At 41.4% G+C, this 19,789-nt stretch carries 20 protein-coding genes; 10 read left to right on the top strand and 10 right to left on the bottom strand.

The window, feature by feature from the left end:
• Positions 1-3: 3 nt before the first annotated feature.
• Positions 4-273, bottom strand: coding sequence for a hypothetical protein (locus tag BACCELL_RS22595; RefSeq protein WP_007214429.1), 270 nt, complete (start codon positions 271-273; stop codon positions 4-6).
• Positions 274-455: 182 nt separating this feature from the next.
• Here BACCELL_RS22595 and BACCELL_RS22590 point away from each other — a divergent pair, with 182 nt between their 5' ends.
• Together BACCELL_RS22590 and BACCELL_RS22585 are read left to right on the top strand one after the other, a co-directional pair.
• Positions 456-2,102 carry a diphosphate--fructose-6-phosphate 1-phosphotransferase gene (locus BACCELL_RS22590; RefSeq protein ID WP_007214428.1) on the top strand — a complete coding sequence of 549 codons (1,647 nt, stop codon included), beginning with the start codon at positions 456-458 and terminating at the stop codon, positions 2,100-2,102.
• 112 nt (positions 2,103-2,214) lie between these two features.
• On the top strand, positions 2,215-3,036 hold the full coding sequence (locus BACCELL_RS22585; RefSeq protein WP_007214427.1) for a glycoside hydrolase family 25 protein: 822 nt from the start codon (positions 2,215-2,217) through the stop codon (positions 3,034-3,036).
• 40 nt (positions 3,037-3,076) lie between these two features.
• On the opposite strand, the gene BACCELL_RS22580 is transcribed toward BACCELL_RS22585, so the two are convergent.
• From BACCELL_RS22580 to BACCELL_RS22560, 5 genes are all read right to left on the bottom strand, one after another.
• Positions 3,077-4,114 (bottom strand): hypothetical protein, encoded by a 1,038-nt coding sequence (locus tag BACCELL_RS22580; RefSeq protein ID WP_007214426.1) that lies wholly within the window; start codon positions 4,112-4,114, stop codon positions 3,077-3,079.
• 21 nt (positions 4,115-4,135) lie between these two features.
• Complete coding sequence (locus BACCELL_RS22575) at positions 4,136-5,524, bottom strand: MBOAT family O-acyltransferase (RefSeq protein ID WP_007214425.1); 1,389 nt, start codon at positions 5,522-5,524, stop codon at positions 4,136-4,138.
• Positions 5,525-5,527: 3 nt separating this feature from the next.
• On the bottom strand, positions 5,528-5,770 hold the full coding sequence (locus BACCELL_RS22570) for an acyl carrier protein (RefSeq protein WP_007214424.1): 243 nt from the start codon (positions 5,768-5,770) through the stop codon (positions 5,528-5,530).
• 12 nt (positions 5,771-5,782) lie between these two features.
• The gene (locus BACCELL_RS22565) at positions 5,783-7,273 is read right to left on the bottom strand and encodes an amino acid adenylation domain-containing protein (RefSeq protein ID WP_007214423.1); all 1,491 of its coding nucleotides are present in this window, start codon (positions 7,271-7,273) and stop codon (positions 5,783-5,785) included.
• Between the two features lie 324 nt (positions 7,274-7,597).
• Positions 7,598-8,482, bottom strand: a complete 885-nt coding sequence (locus tag BACCELL_RS22560) for an Abi family protein (RefSeq protein WP_007214422.1) — start codon at positions 8,480-8,482, stop codon at positions 7,598-7,600.
• A gap of 691 nt (positions 8,483-9,173) precedes the next feature.
• Here BACCELL_RS22560 and BACCELL_RS22555 point away from each other — a divergent pair.
• From BACCELL_RS22555 to BACCELL_RS22525, 7 genes are read left to right on the top strand one after another with little or no spacing between them, the layout of a single operon-like run.
• The gene (locus BACCELL_RS22555) at positions 9,174-9,713 is read left to right on the top strand and encodes a UpxY family transcription antiterminator (protein WP_007214419.1); all 540 of its coding nucleotides are present in this window, start codon (positions 9,174-9,176) and stop codon (positions 9,711-9,713) included.
• A 44-nt stretch (positions 9,714-9,757) separates the two neighbouring features.
• The gene (locus BACCELL_RS22550) at positions 9,758-10,237 is read left to right on the top strand and encodes a UpxZ family transcription anti-terminator antagonist (protein WP_007214418.1); all 480 of its coding nucleotides are present in this window, start codon (positions 9,758-9,760) and stop codon (positions 10,235-10,237) included.
• Positions 10,238-10,261: 24 nt separating this feature from the next.
• A complete protein-coding gene (locus BACCELL_RS22545; protein WP_007214417.1) occupies positions 10,262-12,064 on the top strand; it encodes a Coenzyme F420 hydrogenase/dehydrogenase, beta subunit C-terminal domain in 1,803 nt (600 codons plus the stop codon).
• 11 nt (positions 12,065-12,075) lie between these two features.
• Positions 12,076-12,300, top strand: a complete 225-nt coding sequence (locus tag BACCELL_RS22540; protein ID WP_044154319.1) for a hypothetical protein — start codon at positions 12,076-12,078, stop codon at positions 12,298-12,300.
• A gap of 60 nt (positions 12,301-12,360) precedes the next feature.
• Complete coding sequence (locus tag BACCELL_RS22535; protein ID WP_007214415.1) at positions 12,361-13,830, top strand: MATE family efflux transporter; 1,470 nt, start codon at positions 12,361-12,363, stop codon at positions 13,828-13,830.
• A complete protein-coding gene (locus BACCELL_RS22530) occupies positions 13,817-14,710 on the top strand; it encodes an aldo/keto reductase (protein WP_007214414.1) in 894 nt (297 codons plus the stop codon). The genes BACCELL_RS22535 and BACCELL_RS22530 overlap by 14 nt, the downstream gene beginning before the upstream one ends.
• A complete protein-coding gene (locus BACCELL_RS22525; RefSeq protein WP_007214413.1) occupies positions 14,707-15,651 on the top strand; it encodes a hypothetical protein in 945 nt (314 codons plus the stop codon). Before BACCELL_RS22530 ends, BACCELL_RS22525 begins: the two co-directional genes overlap by 4 nt.
• A 160-nt stretch (positions 15,652-15,811) precedes the next feature.
• On the opposite strand, the gene BACCELL_RS22520 is transcribed toward BACCELL_RS22525, so the two are convergent.
• From BACCELL_RS22520 to BACCELL_RS22515, 3 genes are all read right to left on the bottom strand, one after another.
• The gene (locus tag BACCELL_RS22520) at positions 15,812-16,255 is read right to left on the bottom strand and encodes an N-acetylmuramoyl-L-alanine amidase (protein WP_007214412.1); all 444 of its coding nucleotides are present in this window, start codon (positions 16,253-16,255) and stop codon (positions 15,812-15,814) included.
• Positions 16,252-16,365 carry a smalltalk protein gene (locus BACCELL_RS26650; protein WP_149924198.1) on the bottom strand — a complete coding sequence of 38 codons (114 nt, stop codon included), beginning with the start codon at positions 16,363-16,365 and terminating at the stop codon, positions 16,252-16,254. The genes BACCELL_RS22520 and BACCELL_RS26650 overlap by 4 nt, the downstream gene beginning before the upstream one ends.
• Positions 16,366-16,461: 96 nt before the next feature.
• Entirely contained in the window at positions 16,462-17,001 is a 540-nt protein-coding gene (locus tag BACCELL_RS22515; protein ID WP_007214411.1) for an HU family DNA-binding protein, read from the bottom strand.
• 242 nt (positions 17,002-17,243) lie between these two features.
• Here BACCELL_RS22515 and BACCELL_RS22510 point away from each other — a divergent pair, with 242 nt between their 5' ends.
• A complete protein-coding gene (locus BACCELL_RS22510) occupies positions 17,244-17,501 on the top strand; it encodes a DUF4248 domain-containing protein (RefSeq protein WP_007214410.1) in 258 nt (85 codons plus the stop codon).
• A gap of 118 nt (positions 17,502-17,619) precedes the next feature.
• Here BACCELL_RS22510 and BACCELL_RS22505 read toward each other — a convergent pair whose 3' ends face one another.
• Positions 17,620-19,590 carry a bifunctional DNA primase/helicase gene (locus BACCELL_RS22505; RefSeq protein WP_007214409.1) on the bottom strand — a complete coding sequence of 657 codons (1,971 nt, stop codon included), beginning with the start codon at positions 19,588-19,590 and terminating at the stop codon, positions 17,620-17,622.
• Between the last annotated feature and the right edge of the window lie 199 nt (positions 19,591-19,789).

Here is a 19,789-nt window from a genome sequence, read left to right as displayed (position 1 = left end):
TGCTTACTTCAGGTTGCCGATAGCGTCAATAATTGCGTCTACTTCTTTATTAAAGTCTTCGCGGAATTTCTTGTAGAAACCTTTTACATTTCCGGGTTCGGTATGGCTGATTCGGCTGATAAATTCATCTTGCACACTCAGGATTCTGCCCATCAGCTCGTCGGCTTTAGTTTTATCGGTTCCGGGTACGTATAAGCTGTTTACCAAACACTCCATGAACAGTTCACCTGCGATATAATTGACGTTTTTCTTAAGTTCTCTTCTACTTGCCATAATCTTTACGTTTTAAGTGAATAAATTGAAATATTTCCGGTAAAGATAAGTACTTTCCACGGTATAAACCAACATTTCATATTTTTTTTGATGTGCGCTTCCTTTCATAATTCAGAAAAAAACACGAAATTTGCGACGCTTTTGAACGAAACTTTACTAACACCTTTAAATAATTAGATAAAATGACAAAAAGTGCATTGCAAATTGCAAGGGCTGCTTATCAGCCCAAACTTCCGAAAGCGCTGAAGGGTGCCGTTAAGGCGGTAGCTGGAGCAGCTACTCAATCTGTAGCCGATCAGGAAGCTATCCAAAAATTGTTCCCTAACACGTACGGAATGCCTTTGATCAAGTTTGAGGCTACTGACGAAGTGGTTAACTTCCCAGCTATGAACGTGGGCGTTATCCTTTCTGGTGGTCAGGCTCCCGGTGGTCACAATGTGATTTCCGGTATCTTCGATGGTATCAAGAGTTTGAATAAGGACAGCAAGTTATATGGTTTCATTCTTGGCCCCGGCGGTTTGGTTGACCATAACTATATGGAACTGACTTCAGATATCATTGACGAATACCGTAACACGGGTGGTTTCGATATCATCGGTTCAGGTCGTACTAAATTGGAGAAGGAAGATCAGTTTGAAAAAGGTCTGGAAATCCTGAAGCAACTTGATATTAAAGCATTGGTTATCATCGGTGGTGACGACTCTAACACAAATGCCTGCGTACTGGCTGAGTACTATGCAGCTAAGAAGTGCGGCGTACAGGTAATTGGTTGTCCGAAGACTATCGACGGTGACTTGAAGAACGAAATGATTGAAACTTCTTTCGGTTTCGACACTGCTTGTAAGGTTTACTCTGAAGTTATCGGTAACATTCAACGTGACTGTAACTCAGCTCGTAAATACTGGCACTTCATCAAGTTGATGGGACGTTCTGCTTCTCACATTGCATTGGAATGTGCTTTGCAGGTACAACCTAACGTTTGTATCGTATCAGAAGAAGTTGAAGCAAAAGATATGTCTTTGGACGATGTAGTAACTTACATTGCTCAGATAGTAGCTAACCGGGCTGCTCAAGGCAACAACTTCGGTACGGTTTTGATCCCTGAAGGTTTGATCGAGTTTATTCCGGCTATGAAACGTCTGATCGCTGAGTTGAACGACTTCCTTGCTGAAAATGCTGAAGAATTCTCTCAAATTAAGAAGTCTCACCAACGTGATTATATCATCCGTAAACTGTCTCCGGAAAATGCGGCTATCTATGCCAGCCTGCCTGAGGGTGTTGCACGTCAGCTGACGCTGGACCGTGACCCACACGGAAACGTACAGGTATCTTTGATCGAAACAGAAAAACTGTTGTCGGAAATGGTAGCTACTAAGCTTGCTGCATGGAAAGAAGAAGGTAAATTCGTAGGTAAGTTCGCTTCTCAACACCACTTCTTCGGTTATGAAGGCCGTTGCGCTGCCCCGTCTAACTATGATGCTGACTATTGCTATTCACTGGGTTATACAGCTGCTTCTCTGATTGCTAACGGCAAGACAGGCTATATGTCTTCTGTACGCAACACTACGGCTCCTGCTGACCAATGGATTGCAGGTGGTGTGCCCATCACGATGATGATGAACATGGAACGCCGTCACGGTGAAATGAAACCGGTAATCCAGAAAGCTCTGGTGAAACTGGATGGTGCTCCGTTCAAGGCATTTGCTGCTCAGCGCGACCAGTGGGCTATCACTACAGATTATGTATATCCGGGACCGATCCAGTACTTCGGACCTACGGAAGTTTGTGACCAGCCGACAAAGACTTTGCAGTTAGAGCAAGCTAAATAAATCGGCAAACTGGCGAAGAGTTAATAAAAAGAACGCAAATTATGCGAATTACACAAATTTGAATAATCTATTTGCGTAATTTGTGTAATTTGCGTTCTGTTTTGAATATTACATGGCAACTAAAAGAAAATCTGCTGCACGTCGCGGTAAAAAGAAAAGCGAAGCGCGTATCATGTCTGCATGGTTACGTACAATACTTGCTGTTTGTATCATTGCCGTATTCTCTGCCGGGTTTTATTGGTTTTTCATTCGTCCGTATGCCTATCGTTGGAAACCCTGTTATGGTCAGAAAGGATATGGGGTCTGTATGCCCTGCGACTATGAAGTGCATGGCATTGATATCTCCCATTATCAAGGCAGTATTGACTGGGTGCAACTGACAACCAACAAAACAACCAAATTTCCTATCCATTTTGTCTTTATGAAAGCTACCGAAGGTGGTGATCATGCTGACGATACTTTCCCGTTCAATTTTGATCAGGCGCATCGTTATGGTTTTATTCGCGGAGCTTACCATTTCTTCTCTCCTAAAACAGATCCGCTAAAACAAGCCGATTTCTTTATTCGTACGGTCCAGCTTATTCCCGGAGATCTACCACCTGTGCTTGATGTTGAAACTATTGGTAAAAGTACGCCCCATGACTTAAGGATTGCTGTCAAAACCTGGCTCGACCGTATAGAATCACATTATGGTGTGAAACCGATTCTTTACACATCTTATAAATTCAAGAACCGCTATCTTAGTGATTCGGTATTCAATACTTACCCCTACTGGATTGCCCACTATTACGTAGACTCCGTCAAATATGAAGGTCCATGGCACTTCTGGCAACATACTGATGTGGGTAATGTTCCCGGTATCAGAGAAGAGGTCGATTTGAATGTATTCAACGGATCTTTGGAACAATTGCGGGCGCTTACTCTACAGAAATAGTTTCGCATAATAAGTTGTTACTTTTAATATGTATTTCAAATCAGTTATGGTTTGCATATACTTTTTGTAATAAGCGTGCTCCGAGTATCGGTCTGTAATGTCCTTTTTCGTAGTAGTTATGAATATCGTTCGTATATTCATTGATACCACTGAAATCGAATACGTTTTCATAGCCAAAAATGTCTTTCAATATTTCCACATCTGCCGGATTTATGCTGATCTGGTTATAGTCGGGACTGATGATGATTTTAACCGAGGTGTTATGTTTCCGGCAGATTTGATCTATTTCCTTTAATAATTCGGTCTGTGTTTCCCATAGGAATCGCTCACCTTCCCGGTATTCACCATTTCTGTAATTACAGTCTCTGGCTTTCACAAACTCTTTTTTGTGGTTTTCCCAATATGCTTCTCCTTCATCCCGGATCATCCTCTCTCTGGGATTGATTGCATCATTTGTTACTGCATCTCTGATTGCGCCATAAGGGTTTATCACTCCTTGCATATAGGGACGATATTGATGAAATATTTTATAATCGAGATAAGGAAACAGGAAATTAGGGAAGAAGAAGGCCTGACAGAATTTCTCCTGGAAACTAAAGTTGCTGATTCCTGAGATAGCCGGAGGTAACACATGGTTATGGCTGCTTAAAAGCTGGTCTTTCCCCAATGACTCTTTATTCAGAATGAGGAGCAGATTCTTTATTTCTGCACCATTTCTTTCCAAAGCCTGCAACTTCTTACTGATGGCGGCTATGCTTTCTGCATTTCCGAACAGGCGTACTGCTCTGCCACCATCCAAATATTTTTCCCATTCATGACATTGATAGGCCATGGTGCAGGAATTGCCCATAATAAAAGAATCAAATGCAATGGAATCCCGGTTGTTCATATACATTTGCCAACCGATATAGCCTTCATTTAACATGACGGGAGAGTTATCATAACGGTTATAATGCCTTAAAACCATAAAAGGATCATTGAGGAAATACACCACTAGTAAGGCTATAAATGGCGTCAGGAGTATAGATAGTTTCATCGTGAAGCGCATAACTGCACTTCGCTCACTGTTTTTCTTCATTCTGCTATCTTTGTTTTTAGATTAAAATTGCAAATAAATAAAACTGTCGGAATTGAACTGTCCCAAGGTAAAGAACATAATGGCCAGCAGATAATAAATGCCCCATCTGACAAGCATGGGTTGTTTTTCCAACGCTTCTAACAGATCTCGTTTCGACATAAAATATTCGTAAACTAAAATCAGTACAAGAGCGCTACCGGCCACAATACAATTATGATCCGGAATTCCGATGCTTACTTCTTTCCAGCTGGCATGGGTACTGAACGAGATGTTTCTGATGTAATAGAGCGCATCACTTACCGACTCTAAGCGAAAGAAGATCAAAGAAAAGGCGAAAAGCAGATAAGTGCGGAGGATGGACAGGGTTGTAAACAGGGGATTACCTATACAGTTCTTTATCTTGTTACGGATCATGGCGGTCTTCATTTCATAGAAAATAATAAGCCCTTGGATGAGTCCATATATAATATAGTTCCATCCTGCGCCATGCCAGGCACCTAATCCTGCAAATGTCAGGCTCAGACTCAGGAATACTCCCCATTGTCCCCAACGGCGCATACCCGAAGATAGAGGCAAATATAAGTAATCCCTAACCCAAAATGAAAGAGACATGTGCCATCTTCTCCAGAATTCGGCAGTGGTTTGTGCTATGAATGGGCGGTTGAAGTTAGGGCTGAGTTTGAATCCCAACATACAGGCACCTCCAAGTGCAATATCCGTATAACCGGAAAAGTCACCATACAATTCTACAGGATATAAAAGGCATGCCATGAGTAATTGGATACCGGATGCCGTATGTATAGAGTTGAAAATACCATCTATATAAGGGGAAATATAATCGGCAAGAATCAACTTCTTTATCAGTCCCACTACGATCAGTTTCATTCCGTAGACAATAGATGGATATGCTACCGGTTTACCCGATTTCAATTGTGGAAGCATATCTCTCGCCCGTTCTATAGGCCCTGACAGGAATTTCATGAAAAAGAGCATATATATCATGAAGTCGGCAAGGTTTTCTTCCGGTTCTTCTTCTTTCCAATAGATTTCCGTCAGGTATGAAAGGGCCTGAAAGGTATAAAAGGAGATACCTAAGGGGAATAGCCAGTGCACGCCTGGCAGGAGGTTGGCATATCGGAATGCCAACCAGCCTGTAATTAGAAAACACAAGCCCGAAATATAGATTCTTTTCGTATCCTTCTCATGTTTTGATTGTCCCACCCATTTTCCGAGAAAAAAAGTTGCCAGTGAAATGAGAAGGGCTATGATCAGGAAAGCTATGTGGTAATAGCCTATGAAAATACAGCTTGACAACAAGAGTATAGCTTTTCTATATTTAGGTGGAAGTGTGTAGTACAAAAGGAAGGTACATACAAACAGCGTGACAAAATTCAAAGATATGAATGACATGTCTTATTTGGTTTTGGTGAGAATGGCATTGCAAATATCTCCTACATTCTTGAATCGGACAATGTCTCTGAAGGTGAAGTGAACATTGAAATCTTTCTCTATTCTGCTTATCAGCAACATATTGGTTAATGAATTCCAACCTTCCACATCCTGGGCGGTGGTTTCACTGGCAAGAACGATGTTGTCTCTCTTCAATATCTCCTGAAAAATCAGGCTCAGTTCATTTAAAATCATCTGCGTATTCATATTAGTTTAGTTTTATATTAGTTCCAGTATTCTTTTTCTATCGGTTTTGCTGCTGGTATTCAGTGGAAAATGTTCCATGCAATGTATGTGCTGGGGAATCATGTAGAAAGGCAGCCGGCTGTTCATATGTTCTTCTATCTGGTGTTTGTCGAGATGGACTTTTTCAACTACCAGATGTAATTCGCATTGATTGTTTGCTCCATATTTGGGGATGACGACAGCTTTACATTCATTATTGAAATACTTCTTCACTACGTGTTCTATTTCGCTTAGTTCGATGCGGAATCCCTGAAGTTTAATCTGCGAATCTTTGCGACCACAATATATGATATCGCCGTCAGTATCTATCTGGCAGAGATCACCGGTTTTGTAATAAGTCCTTCCATCTGTCCCTTCGATGAGGCATTCTTTAGTCTTTTCAGGAGTGTTCCAGTAGCCGTTCATCACTTGCCTGCCGCTGATCCAGAGTTCTCCGGTTTCGCCTGTGGCAACGGGAATACCGTTATTATTCATGATTAGAGCATCCACTCCCTCGAATGGCTTGCCTATAGCAATCATACCGTTATGATGTTTGCATGAGGTGGTCGGTATCTGGTAGGCTGTACAATAAATTGTTCCTTCTGTGGGACCATACAGGTTCACAAAAGAGGCATTGGGAGCACAGGCTCTGAAGGCAGATAGTAATTCAACATCCGATGCTTCGGCAGTAACTATCAGGTATTTGAGTTCAGGAAGTTGTATCTCAGAGAAATAGGGTAATAATAACTGGAGTAGGGAGGGGGCTACGGCAGCAAATGTGAGGTTATATTTTTCCAATATTTCAATGACATTGATATACTTTACGCCTTCCGGAGAAACTGTATATATGCATGCACCTATTGTTAGGGGAAATAAGAAAGAAACGATAGAAACGTCAAAGGTTAGTTCGAACATTTGCAGCATACGGTCATTCTCATCCAATTGCCAGTCCAAATGGCTGTATGCGTTGTAGAAAGCATTTAGGTTGTTGCGGGAGATGGGAACTCCTTTCGGTTCTCCCGTACTGCCGGAGGTGAAAATGATATAAGCATTTTCATTCTTTTCCGAATGTATGCCAGAAGAAGACGGAACTACTTCCTGTAACTCCGAAGTACATATAAAATCTATATGTTCGGTATCCAGGTTCAATACACGGATGTCCTTTGTATATAGAATTAAATGAATATCGGCGAGTTCTGCAATCTTTCTATTCCTGTGTCTGGGATAGGCTGGATGCAGAATGATATACGTTTTTCCACTGATTAATACTGCCAGTATGGAGGCGTAAGTCTCCAATCTATCTTCGGCTATAATGCCGATGATTTTATCTTCCCTGTTATTAATCAAAGTGGATATTTTATATACAGTTTCAGACAGTTGACGATAGGTATAGGTGATGTTGTTAATAACAAATGCCTGATGTCCTGCATACTTCTCAAAAGCCTCTATGATCTCACTGATCATATCTTTTTGATCCTTTTCCATTCTGTTCGTGATTTTATAGTTTATAGTAAATGTCTAATTCGTTTTCTGTGTAGTAAAGACAGGAGGATTTGATATTCTCCCTATTGAGGAGGGCTTAATGTGTGTTAAATATAGAAATGTATGCTGAAGGGTAATTTAAAATAGGCTTGTGTTTATGGAATATAGAATATGAAATTTTAAAAAAAAGGCCTGTCATATAGACAGACCTTCATCAGTTCCTTTTATAGTGCAGTATGAAAACATATAGTAATCAAGTGCACTTTACTTATTGCAAAGATACAATAAAATCTTGAAACTGCAATATCTTGAATTCATTTTTAGATTTTATATATTATTCTCTCTGAACCCGGAATTATTGTATATAACATCCTTAACGTCTTGATAATCAGTTCTATTGAACGATGATTTTAGTTCCATAATCATGTCATTGACACGATTAGAGGATACCTTATTAAGAATATATTTAAATACTTGATAAGCACCAAACAACATGGTTTTTCTGGTCGATAGATCTCCAGCAGGTCCACTACTTATTGCTTCCGGCAGATTCATATCAAATAGGACTTTGCCATGTGCACAACTATTTCTTAAGCGTCTGATAGTGTTGATATAATTAGAAAATTGATTCGGAGATTCTATTTCATATACCTTAGAAATTTCATGTTTTAAACCTCCATCGACCAGATTGTCATACAATGATATAACCACGCCAAAAGTTAAGTTCTCGATAAGTTTCCATGCTGGAGCGTATTTTCGTTTGTGTTCTTTCAAATCTTGTTTAATAACAGCTTCCTTGCTGACATCAGCAATGGCATTTATAAAAAGATTGTCATCTATAAATGTAGATTTAACATATTTATGATTGATGTACCAATACGGATCTTCTTTATATTTGTTGGAGGCTTTATATATTAGAGTCGTTCTGAAATTCACCTCTATGCGACTTATATATCTTAATATAAGATTTCTCAAATCAAAGTCAAAGTAGTATAATTTGATTGCATAGTCAAACTTTGTACCTTCTTTAAAGTTGTGATCTCTTTTGTTTTTTCTTGGATATGTCTTTTCAAATGGGAACCAATAAAAGCCAAGTCGAAAGTAGCCGATGTCCATTAAATTTTCTCTTGCTTTTACTTCATCTTCTATATTCATGCCTCTGTCTTTCAAGAGTTTGATCTGTTCATCTATTGTTGTTGCTACTTCTGCCATTTTTATTTAGTATTCATAATTAATGGTTGGCATCTGTTTCTAAAGTAAACAAATGGCAATCATGCACTCTTGATGCAAAGGTACGGTTTTTATCAAATATACTACAGCAATGAATGGATTATTTGAGAATTCGTTTTATTGTAAAGACTATTGTGTTGATTGATAGATAAATGGCTGGAAATTATTTTGCAATGGAAAGAAAGTTGAAAAGAAATTTTGAGAAATGATAAATGTGTATAAAATGCTTATATACAGTGATGTATGATGGAAATGTAGGGGTGTCCCAAAAACGTTCGTTTAATGTGCGCAAAGATAATGGGTATTTTTCGAATGTACAAGGTGTTTAATAAAAATATTTCTAATAAAATTTATTCCAAATGGTATATGGTTGGTAATCAGTAATATTGTGCCTGTGGCGAATAGATTTAATATCTTCTCATTTTTATAATTCTTGGGTTCTATTTTTCCCGCTCTAAATTGCGCACATTAAACGAACGATTAAAAGACACTTCGTTTTCTTTTATCTCTTCGTTAATAACCTTTTTACATAACTATTTCACTGCTTTTTGATCGAGATGACGGAACGCTTTGGAATAAGATGAATGCTAAATAAGTTGTTGAAAACAACTGCATTACATAAAATAATCGGTAAGTATTTCACTACTCCGGTGTCCCCAAAGAATATTCTGACGTGAACATCCCCCCTCGCCTCCATTGGTTCGCAGTACGTGTCACATATGGCCGTGAACTGGCTCTGAAAGCTTTTCTGGATGAAGAGAAGATAGAGAATTTCATTCCGATGCGTCGTGATTATGTCGTGAAAGATGGTCGTCGCATTTGTAAGTTTGTTCCTGCCGTACATAACCTTGTTTTCATTCGCTCTACTCGTAAGCGTATCGATACATTGAAGGATAAAGCCGGTATGAACATCCCTATACGCTATATAATGAATCGTGAACATCACCTTCCTGTTATCGTTCCGGACGATCAGATGCGTAGTTTTATTCTTGTTGCTGGTACTTACGAAGAATCGGTTATTTATGTAGAACCCGCTGAACTTCAACTGGTAAGAGGCCAGAAAGTGCGTGTCATGGGTGGCGTTTTTGAGGGTGCTGTGGGAGAATTTGTTCGTATCCGTCGCGACCGTCGTGTAGTTGTCAATATTGAAGGCGTCATGGCTGTTGCAACGACTTTTATTCACTCTTCGCTTGTAGAGCCCATAGCCGACTAATTTCAGCGTCATAAATCATAAATTATAAATCATAATTAAAATACATGAGTGATCAAGTTTCATCCTTATTTTCCCTGGCTCACAGTCTTCTCACTCTAGGTCAGGATGGCAGTCCGATTTATGTTGATAGTTTCACCCGTCTGAATCGTGATGTTTATGAATCAGCCCTAAACTCGTATGGAAAACATGGCTCAACTCCTGAAGCTGAAGCCGAGTTGTGTTTAGGTCTTTTAGTGGCTTTCAATGCCACAATGTATGATAATGGTCATAAACAGGAATATATTCAAAAGGTTCTGGAGCGTGCTCTTAACGTTCTTCCACTGATCCCTGCTTCATTGTTGAAAGTTCGTCTGCTGACTTATTGCTATGGTGAGGTTTATGCAGAGGAGTTGGCTAAAGAGGCTCATGTTATTATTGATGGCTGGGGGACTTTTCGATTGACTGCGGAACAGGAAGAAGTGATAGAAGAATTGGGGAATATTGAGGATAATCCTTATCCTTGGGAAGAGATTAACGAGGAATGAATCAGTAAGAAAATCATCATTGATATGGTTAATATTACAGATAAAGCAATGTGTTGCGGTTGTAACGCCTGTGGCGATGTGTGCGCTCATGATGCAATTACTTTCAGAACGGATATTGAAGGGTTCTGGTATCCGGAGGTAGACAAGGATAAATGCACTGATTGCGGGTTATGCGAGCGTGTATGTCCTATATTACACGTTGAGGAATTGAAGCGCAATGATTATAATCCACCGGTTTGTTACGGAGCTTATCATAAGAACTTGGAAATTCGCTTCGACAGTACCTCCGGCGGAGCTTTTTCTGCAATGGCGGAAAGTGTATATAAGCAAGGTGGTTATGTTGGCGGAGCTGTTTATGATGCGAATTTTTTTGCCCATCAGTTTATTTCAGACAACAAAGAGGATTTGAAAAGACTCCGTAGCTCCAAATATTTGCAGAGCGATGCTAGGGGCTTCTATACTGAAGTCAAGAAAGCAGTAAAAACAGGGAAACCGGTATTAGTTTGCGGTACACCTTGTCAGATGGCTGCTCTGCGTAGATATTTGAATAAAGACTATGAGAACTTGATAATCGTAGATTTTATATGTAAAAGTATAGCATCGCCCAAAGCTCACCGGAAATATTTTGATTATCTGGAAGAAATCAATGCTTCCCAAGTCGTTTCTTTTAAGGCCAAGAATAAAGAATTAGGTTGGCGCAGCTTAACCAAGAAATCTACGTTTGCCAATGGAAAGTCCTACTATGGTGTGAGAGGTAAAGACCTTTACAGCAGAGCTTATCACAGTGGTATGATAGACCGTCCTTCTTGTTATTCATGTCAATTCAAAGACTATCCACGTATAGCCGATGTCACTTTAGCTGATTTTTGGGGGGTGGAGAAAGTTGCTAAAGAATTGGATAATGATACGGGAACTTCAGCTATTCTTATCAATTCAGAAAAAGGAAAAAAAATCTTTGAGCAGGTAAGCAAGCGTTTACAAAAGAAAGAAGTGAAACTTGAAAATATTCAACCTTTTAATCTGGCTTTGGTAAAAGCGGCAGTTTGCCCCGATTATGATAGGAAACAATTTTTCAGGGATTTGGAGAGTATGCGTTTTGACCAATTAGGTGATAAATATTTTCCGGTGTCAACAAGAAAGTACGATAGGGTACGGACATTGGCTTCTTGTGTACGCACTTTTATTGGGATGACTCAATTGCGTCCTAAAGCAGTTTGGCAGTTCTTGCATCTGAATTTTTTTCATCCGGCTATAAAGACTGATTGGAAAAAGGGTAAATTACTTTTTCCAACTCCCTATTGTGTCTTCGAGATCGATAAAACAGCTAAAGTAATAGTAGAGGGAAGGATTTTGTTAGGTAATAAAAGATTCCGTAAATCTAAACTGGAAAGTCGTTTCCTGTTTGGCAAGAATTCTAAGGTTGAATTCCAAGGTGATTTTCGTTTCGGTTATGGTTGTGACGTGGAAGTATTTGACAATGCAGAGCTTGTATGCGGTGCCTCCAGTGGTGGGAACATTGGATTGACGCTGATTTGTGGTGATAAGATACATATTGGCAACCATACGTTTTATGGTCGTGATGTCTCTATTCGCGACACCAATGGTGGACATATTATCGCCCAACAAGGTTTCAAAGATACAAATCCTGTTATTATCGGTGATTTTTGCTGGCTTTGTTCCGAATGTAAAATTATGCCAGGTGTGAAAGTTGGTGATGGTACGGTGGTTGGCTCCAATTCCGTGGTAATCGCTCCATTGCCCGCTCATGTGTTGGTGACCGGATCACCGGCCCGGATTATTGATACAGATATTGTGTGGAAACATTAGAAATAAGGAATATGAACGAACAAGAATTTTTAGAGTTCTTCGAAGGTCTTTTTGATGGGCTCAATGAAGCAATTGATATGAGTACGGAGTTCCGCTATATGGATGAGTGGAGTTCGCTTACAGGTCTGGCATTTATGACCGATATGGCTGAAAAGTATAGCAAAAACTTTACAGTTTCGGAAATGAAGAATGCTGAAACTATAGGCGATTTATACAATATCTATCAATCCAAGTAAGTGGGTACAGGAAGTAGCAACAAGCGTATTGCGCGGAACACTTCTCTACTTTATATACGAATGCTGGTCATTATGTGTGTCCAGCTCTATACATCCCGGATTATTCTAACTTCGTTGGGTGTAGTTGATTTTGGTTTATATGGTGTAGTAGGCGGTGTGGTTATTATATTTTCCACTTTGGTTGGTGCGTTTGGTTCAGCTACATCGCGTTTTTTCACAGTAGAGTTAGGTCGGGATGATTTTGAACAGCTGAAGAAAGTCTTTAGTACGGCACTTGCACTTCATTTTGTCATAGCCTTGTGCATTATGTTGGTTTGTGAATCAATCGGGCTATGGTTTCTGAACACTCAAATGGATATTCCTCCGGAGCGCATGTATGCGGCTCAATGGCTTTTTCAGTTCTCCATAATAACCGCTGTGTTTACCATAATGCAAGTTCCTTATAATGCAGCTATCATTGCTCACGAAGAAATGTCAGTTTATGCTTACGTTGGCTTGTTGGAGGCTTTTGGAAAGTTGGCTATTGCTTATTTGATAACTTTTAGTCCGATTGACAAACTTATATGGTATGGATTATTATTAATGTTGCTCCAAATACTGGTTGTATCTATTTATCGTTTTTACTGTTTACGTCGTTATAAGGAAACTCATTTCAGGTTGCAGCATGATAAAGCCTTATATAAGAGTATGCTTACGTACAGTAGTTATGACATGATAGGAAACATGTCGGTAATGGCGCAAGGGCAAGGACTTAATATGGTGCTTAATGTATTCTGTGGCCCTGTAGTAAATGCCGCTCGTAGCATTGCATATCAGGTACAGAGTGCGGCTACTCAATTCTCTAGCAATTTTCTGACTGCCGTTCGCCCTCAGATTATCAAGCTTTACGCCCGGAATGATGTGGAAGCAATGATGAAGCTTGTCTATCAGAGTTCCATATTAACTTATATATTGATGTTGATGATAGTTTTACCTTTGTCACTTGAAGTGCATTTGGTCTTGTCTCTTTGGTTGGGGGAGTATCCGGAATACACAGATACGTTTACGGTAATAATCCTGATCAATACATTGTTGAATGCTTTTAGGGGCCCCAGAATTACTGTATTTCATGCAACAGGTCATATTAAACTATCTAATTTAGTAACAGGTTCAATTTTGTGTTTTGCACTGCCATTGGGCTATTTGTTGATGAAGTTGGGTTTCAATCCCAACGCTGTCTTTTGGGGCATGTTAGGTACGACAATTCTTTCTGACGTGACGAACTTGCTGATATTGAGGAGATATGTGCAATACTCTATATCAGACTTTCTGAAAAAAGTTCATTTGAAGTGTTGTCTTATAACTTTGATAACACTTGCTGTGGTGTTGCCTGTTACGTTTAGTATGGATGATGGTTTTTACAGATTGCTTGTTTGTACATTTGTTTCAATAATATCAGTCTTCGCTCTTTCTTGGATCATAGCGCTGAATAAGTATCAAAGGGAGAAAATTATTTCAATAATAAAAAGTAAGATTCATGGACACTTATAAACTGTACAATGGCGTTGAGATGCCTATTATAGGAATGGGCACTTGGCCTTTGGCCGGAGAAAATCTGGAAAGGCTTATGAAAGAGGCGTTATCCATAGGCTACAGAATGTTCGATACGGCAGATAACTACTTTAATGAGGATGCCATTGGCAATGTTCTGAATAAAAATAGTAGCATACGGAATGAAATCTTCATTATGACTAAAATCAGTGATGAAAAGAAGATGAACTTTCCCTGGTCTTCTATAGGGAAATATTTCTATAAAACATCGCCTTATATGAAAGCCCATTCAGCAAAAGATGTGGTAAACATGTTGGTAAATAATAGTTTGAGAAAATTAAAAACCGACTATGTTGATTGTCTGATTATTCATTGGCCTTATCCTGATTATTTCCTTGACATTTGGGAAGCGATGATTGGACTGTATAAAGAGGGAAAATTACGTTCTATCGGTGTTTCCAATTGCAGGGAAAGGCATCTTGAAATGTTGAAACAGAATTTCTCAGTTTTACCAATGGTAAACCAAATATGTATTAGTCCTTTGGATACGAAACGTGCTTTGGTTGAATATTGCAGGAAAGAAAATATTCAGTTGGTATGTTACGCTCCTTTAATGCAGATAAAAAATAGGCTATTAGTTGAATCTGAAATAATGAAGACGCTATTGCATAAGTATCGTGTCGATTTGGGGCATATTTTGTTAATGTGGAATAAGGCACAGGGTATTGTGCCTATCCCCAAATCTGCCCATGTTGAACGATTGAAGGCAAATTTTAATTTTAATTCTGTTTCAATGATATCGGAAGATGTGGAATTGTTGTATTCTCTGAATGAAGATATGCAATATCTGCCCGAATCAATTTATTGTCCTGGTATATGAAAAGCATAGTGAGAAGGTTGAAAAACTTGTTAAAAACAGTTTTGATAAGCGGGAACCCATGGTATCAATATAAATATCAGGACTGCTCTAAATTTTGGCAACGTTTTCCATTTAATTTGGAGGTGGTTAATTTAGGCAGTAGTTCTGCTTTTTATGGTTTTGATTATTCGAATTTGCCTGTGAAAGCAGCAAATTGGGCAATGCGTCCCCAATCTTTTCCACAGGATTTAGCTATATTGAAGACGTATTGCAGTTATCTCCGACCCAGAGCGATAATTCTTATCGCTTTGGGTCCTTATAGTTCTTGTTTCAAGAACTATAAGGACATAGAATTGGAAAAGTATTATACGGTATTGCATCCGGGAATATTTGAGAACTTTTCAATGGAGAAATGTGAGGCGGTATTTCGAATTAAAAATAGTCCATACAGGTATGCAGCGAGACAAATGCTGTTGAATGGTTTTAAAATGTTTATCGTAAGATTGTTAAGGCGTCATATTCCTGCTGAATTATTGGATAAACAGCCAATGAATGCGGTACAGTTGGAAGCCGATTCAAAACACTGGATAGATGGTTGGAAAAAACAGTTTAATATAACGGATATGGATGCTTTCCTGCCGGAGCATATCGTTGAAGGACGAAAAAAGCGTATAGTTGTTTTAAAAGAAATGATTGCTTTCTGTAAAGAACGTGAGTTTCAGCCGGTGATAGTCCTTCCACCGGTTACAGATTATTTGTCTTCAAAGTTTTCGGAGACATTTAGAAATAATTATATATATTCGTTTCTGGAGGAAGCGGGCGTTTTGGATATTCCATTTTTAAACTATTTAGATGATAAGCGTTTTAAGGATCCTACTTTGTATTTTAATAGCTTTTTTCTGAACAGGACAGGTGCTGGATTATTTAGTAAGGTTGTACTTGAGGATATAAAAAATAGATGATATGAGAAATCGCAATTATACAATAGATACACAGAAATATTGTCCAATACTTATAGGTATGAAGGGGGCTATGTGAATATCTTGGGTAAGGCTATATTATAAAAAGAGTCCCGCATGCTTTCTTGGCGTGGAACTCTATTTATTAAGAATATGGATTTAATTATATTTCTCTATATTCCTGTTTCGTGTCAAAGCACGGACACGCCTTATGCACAGATTTACTGAGCTGATAATGTCCCAATATCTTCGCTTTTGGATAATCCGTTTTCAGCTGCCTCAATAGATAAAGGAGTGAACATTTCTGCGCATACGTTCTTGTATCAGCCGTCTCTCCGTCTTCGTTGAGTCCGCCTTCGTAGCAGATGCCAATACTTTTATCGTTCCAGCCTGTTGCGTGCGCCCCGATCTGATGAACCGGACGACAAATGTGTACTTCGCCGTCACGCGTGATGTAGAAATGATAACCGATACTTGCAAATCCTCGTGCCAGATGGCACCGATGGAGAGCTTCTACCGGGAAGTTTCTGTCGCATCGTGTTGCCGAACAATGAACTACCAGGAGGCGCACCTCCCGATAGTTCTGATAGAAACTGCCCGCCGTCATGCGCCTAAGCCCATGCAGGCGTTCAGTCCGAATACGCCTGCCAATGCGGACGCTACGGCAATTACAACTTTGATGATAACACTCCAAGTTGAATTTGATTTTTTTTCCATACGTAATTTAGTGATTAGTTATTAGTGATAAGTGATTAGTAATTGGTGACAGCGCAGCCTTTCATTAGTAATTACTAAAGGCTGCACCTTTAGAGCCTATCCCAGCGGGTTCTCGTCCAAACCACCGCCACCGGTATTGCCACCGTCATCCGGCTTGCTGCCGGAATTTCCACCGGAAGCGGGAGCTTTTGAAAAGTCCACCGTGGTCTGTCCTGCCTTTTGGGCTTTGAGCAGCAGACGGGTGGCTGCACGGGTGGGTACGGGTGAAAACTCAAGACCGGAGAATATGGTTTTCAAATCTTCGCCCGGAATGAACTGGATGTTGACTCCAGTGATGTTGGAAGACGTGAATTTTTCCGCGGTTTCCGCTCCGCGGCTGGTGATCTGAAGACGAAATTTCCCCAGGTCTCCGAAGTCTACCTGTTCGCCCGCTCGCAGGCCGTCAATCATGTTTTCCACGGTAGCAATGATAACTGCGGTGACGTCGGCACGACTAGCAGTGGTCTGCGCGGCTACACGGCGACTCAGTTCTTTCAGGGACAATTCCCCTGTGATTTGTGACTTGGCATAAGCCTTTGCGCTTTCATCCTGGTTTTGCGGATTCTTGAGCATTGCGATACTGTAATTCAGTCCCATGATAAATAAATTAAATAGTTAATAATTAAAGCATTATGTTCTTACGGAAAGACTCGGCGCAACTCCGGGAAAACCTCAGTGAAACTCTGTGTCCTCCGTGGTGAACAATACAAAGATACAACCTCTCACACCTGTGAAAATGAATGACATTGACACCTGATAAACCCGTTTCGGAATAGGTGATATCCGATGACTTTTTCGTACCTTTATAGCATAAATAGTACTCTAAAAGTTATCGTAAAATGAAGACAATCGTATGTGATCATGATGTGGATGCGACCGTGGAGGAATGGCCTGTCCGTCCCTATTCCAAGAGTGAGTTGGCGCGCGCTTACGCGCCTGAAATCGGAGAGCGTTCGGCTCTGAACCGCCTTTCACGGTGGCTGCGCGGGAACGCGCTCCTGTATCAAGCTTTGCTGGATACGGGCTACCGCCCCGCCCAACAGATTTTCACCAGCAAGCAGGTCGGCCTGATTTTTGAGTATATAGGAAGGCCTTAGGGAAGTGGGGAGTTGAGAGTTGAGAGTGGACGCTTGCGGCTGCGTCGGGCTACGCTTGTGCAAGTGTAGGCTTGCAGAGCCGCAAGCGTCGGGCTTCACAGCCGCAAGTGCTTTTTTATCATTTTTCAATGAGATTGATCCATGGTGAATGATCCTTGCTCATGACTTTGCCTTGTGCTTCCGCTATTACTTGCTCTTCGGACTCCCGTTCATCGTAACGTCCGCAGGCTTGTCGGACATATAGGACGCTTCCTGTCTGGCACAGGTCCTGGTCGCGCACCTTCAGCATGTCGAGTCGGGTATAGTTGCCGTCCTGCCGGTTGATGCGGGATATGGAAAATATGAAATCGGCCAGATTGGCCCAGTTGGCGCTGCCTGCGATGGTATACATGTCAATCTCTTCCAGCTCGTTCTTTCCGTTGAGTTTGGTGAGTTTGCGCGGATGGGCTACGATGATGACCCATATGTTGTTGGTTCTGCCCCATGCCTGCATTTGCGTCAGCATGGCTTTTATGGCTTGGGTTTCGGTGTTGTACCGGTTGGTTTCTACCTCCATGAAGAGGTACGGGTCGATAATAAGATATTTCAGTGGAAGGGTGCGCCGCACCATGTCCGCTCTCGCGATGATATTGTTGGGAGTGGGGGATACTTCATGCAAGTCGAGGTGCACCATGTGGCTGTTCAGGAAACTGACGATAGGTTTCAACTGTTCCTGGGTATAATTTACGGTGTTCATTTTTCCCAGCATGAGCTGTACGAGATGGGCGATATGCTTATCCTTGTCGGGTACTTCGAAAGAGAGATAGCATACATAGCGTCCGGTCTTGGCCATGAGCCGGCACGTGAGGTCGTTCAGAAAATCGGTCTTTCCGCTGTTGGGTACTCCGGTCTCGATAATCAGGCCTCCCTGGTCAGTGGGGTGGAATACATGGTCGGTCAAGGGGCCGTAACCTACGTCGTATCCGTGGTCGTATTCTCCGTGCAGCACGTTCAGAATCCCGTTTGTGCGTTCGCTTACGGTGACGATGTCGGCTGTGTGTTGCGGTCGGGCGGCCTCGATGATTTCGCACACCACTTCAATACCGTAGGTGGCGAGTACGTCGGAAATGTCCTTGCAGTCGCCGGGTAGCGTGGTGAGCAGGCAGCGTGCTCCGAAATAGTCGGTGAGATGCTTCACCAGGGTTCTCCCCGGCAGGTCGGAATCTCCGCAGATCACGATGTCTCGTACTTGCTCCATCCAGGGTTCAAAGGCTTCGAAGCTTTTGGAGAGATCGCTTGCCGCTCCATTGGGCACGCTGATGGCGTAAGGATATCCCGCTTCATTGAGTGTCAGTACGTCTTTTTCGCCTTCGGTGATGATCAGTCGGGGGATGGTTGCTTCGGATACTTTCAGGGGGTTGATGCAGTCGATGTGATAAGGCGGACAGGGTGTTGTTGGCGAGTCCTGGCTCCAGAATTTGGTGTATCCGGCGGCTTTTTCCATGCCAGTTGTTTCTCTTTCATCTGTGGGTTTGACGGTTGAGGGATCGCACGAACGATATTTGGCATTTACGGGCTGACCGTTCAGGTAGTTGACGTAGGCTACGCAATGATGCATGGTTCCCGTGTTTTTGCTGTCCTCGTCTTTGCCGAAACAGCGGTGGGTGAGGCAGCCGATACGGGCTTCTATGGCCGTTTTCAGTGAGATGCCCTGGTCGGCAAGATAGCGCCGGGCGGTGAGCTGGTCCCGGTCGGTAGTCTCGGGATCATCTGTCAGTGGTTTTATTTTGGAGAATACTTCGGGCGTCAGCTTTTTGTAGTCTTCGGGAATCATGGGTACCTCGGATGTGGTCTTTCCGGTTCTATTTTCTCCTTCCCGGCGGGTACTGTGGAGGGACTTGCCTGCGGATGTCGAGTCATAGTTGTTTCGTTCTTCCCAGAAGTCCTTGAGCTTTCCTTTGAAGTCGCATCCTCCGTAGAAGCAATGAAAGGCTCCTGTCTCTTTGGAGATATAAAGATGTTTTTTGCCGCATTTAGGGCACCCTGTTACGAAATTCTTTCCTGCATTCTTGCGATCGGGAAAGTCACATAGATAATAAAATGGTTTCATTGTAATTTATAATTTGTAATTTGTAATTTACAATTGTGGTGACGTCCATTCCCGGCTCAGCACATTCCAGATCGCCGTCATTGTCGGTCTTGCAGGTGCGTCCTCGGGTATATTCACTGAGCCTTCCACCTCATCATCATAGAATCGCATCCCCGACTCGGGATCCGTCCATTCGAATTCAAACCCTTTCGGTTCCAAC

Origin of the sequence: Bacteroides cellulosilyticus DSM 14838 (genome assembly GCF_000158035.1) — a bacterium.
Lineage (GTDB): Bacteria > Bacteroidota > Bacteroidia > Bacteroidales > Bacteroidaceae > Bacteroides > Bacteroides cellulosilyticus.
The sequence above is the reverse complement of the archived record's forward strand: the minus strand, read 5'-3'. Positions and strand labels throughout refer to the sequence as shown.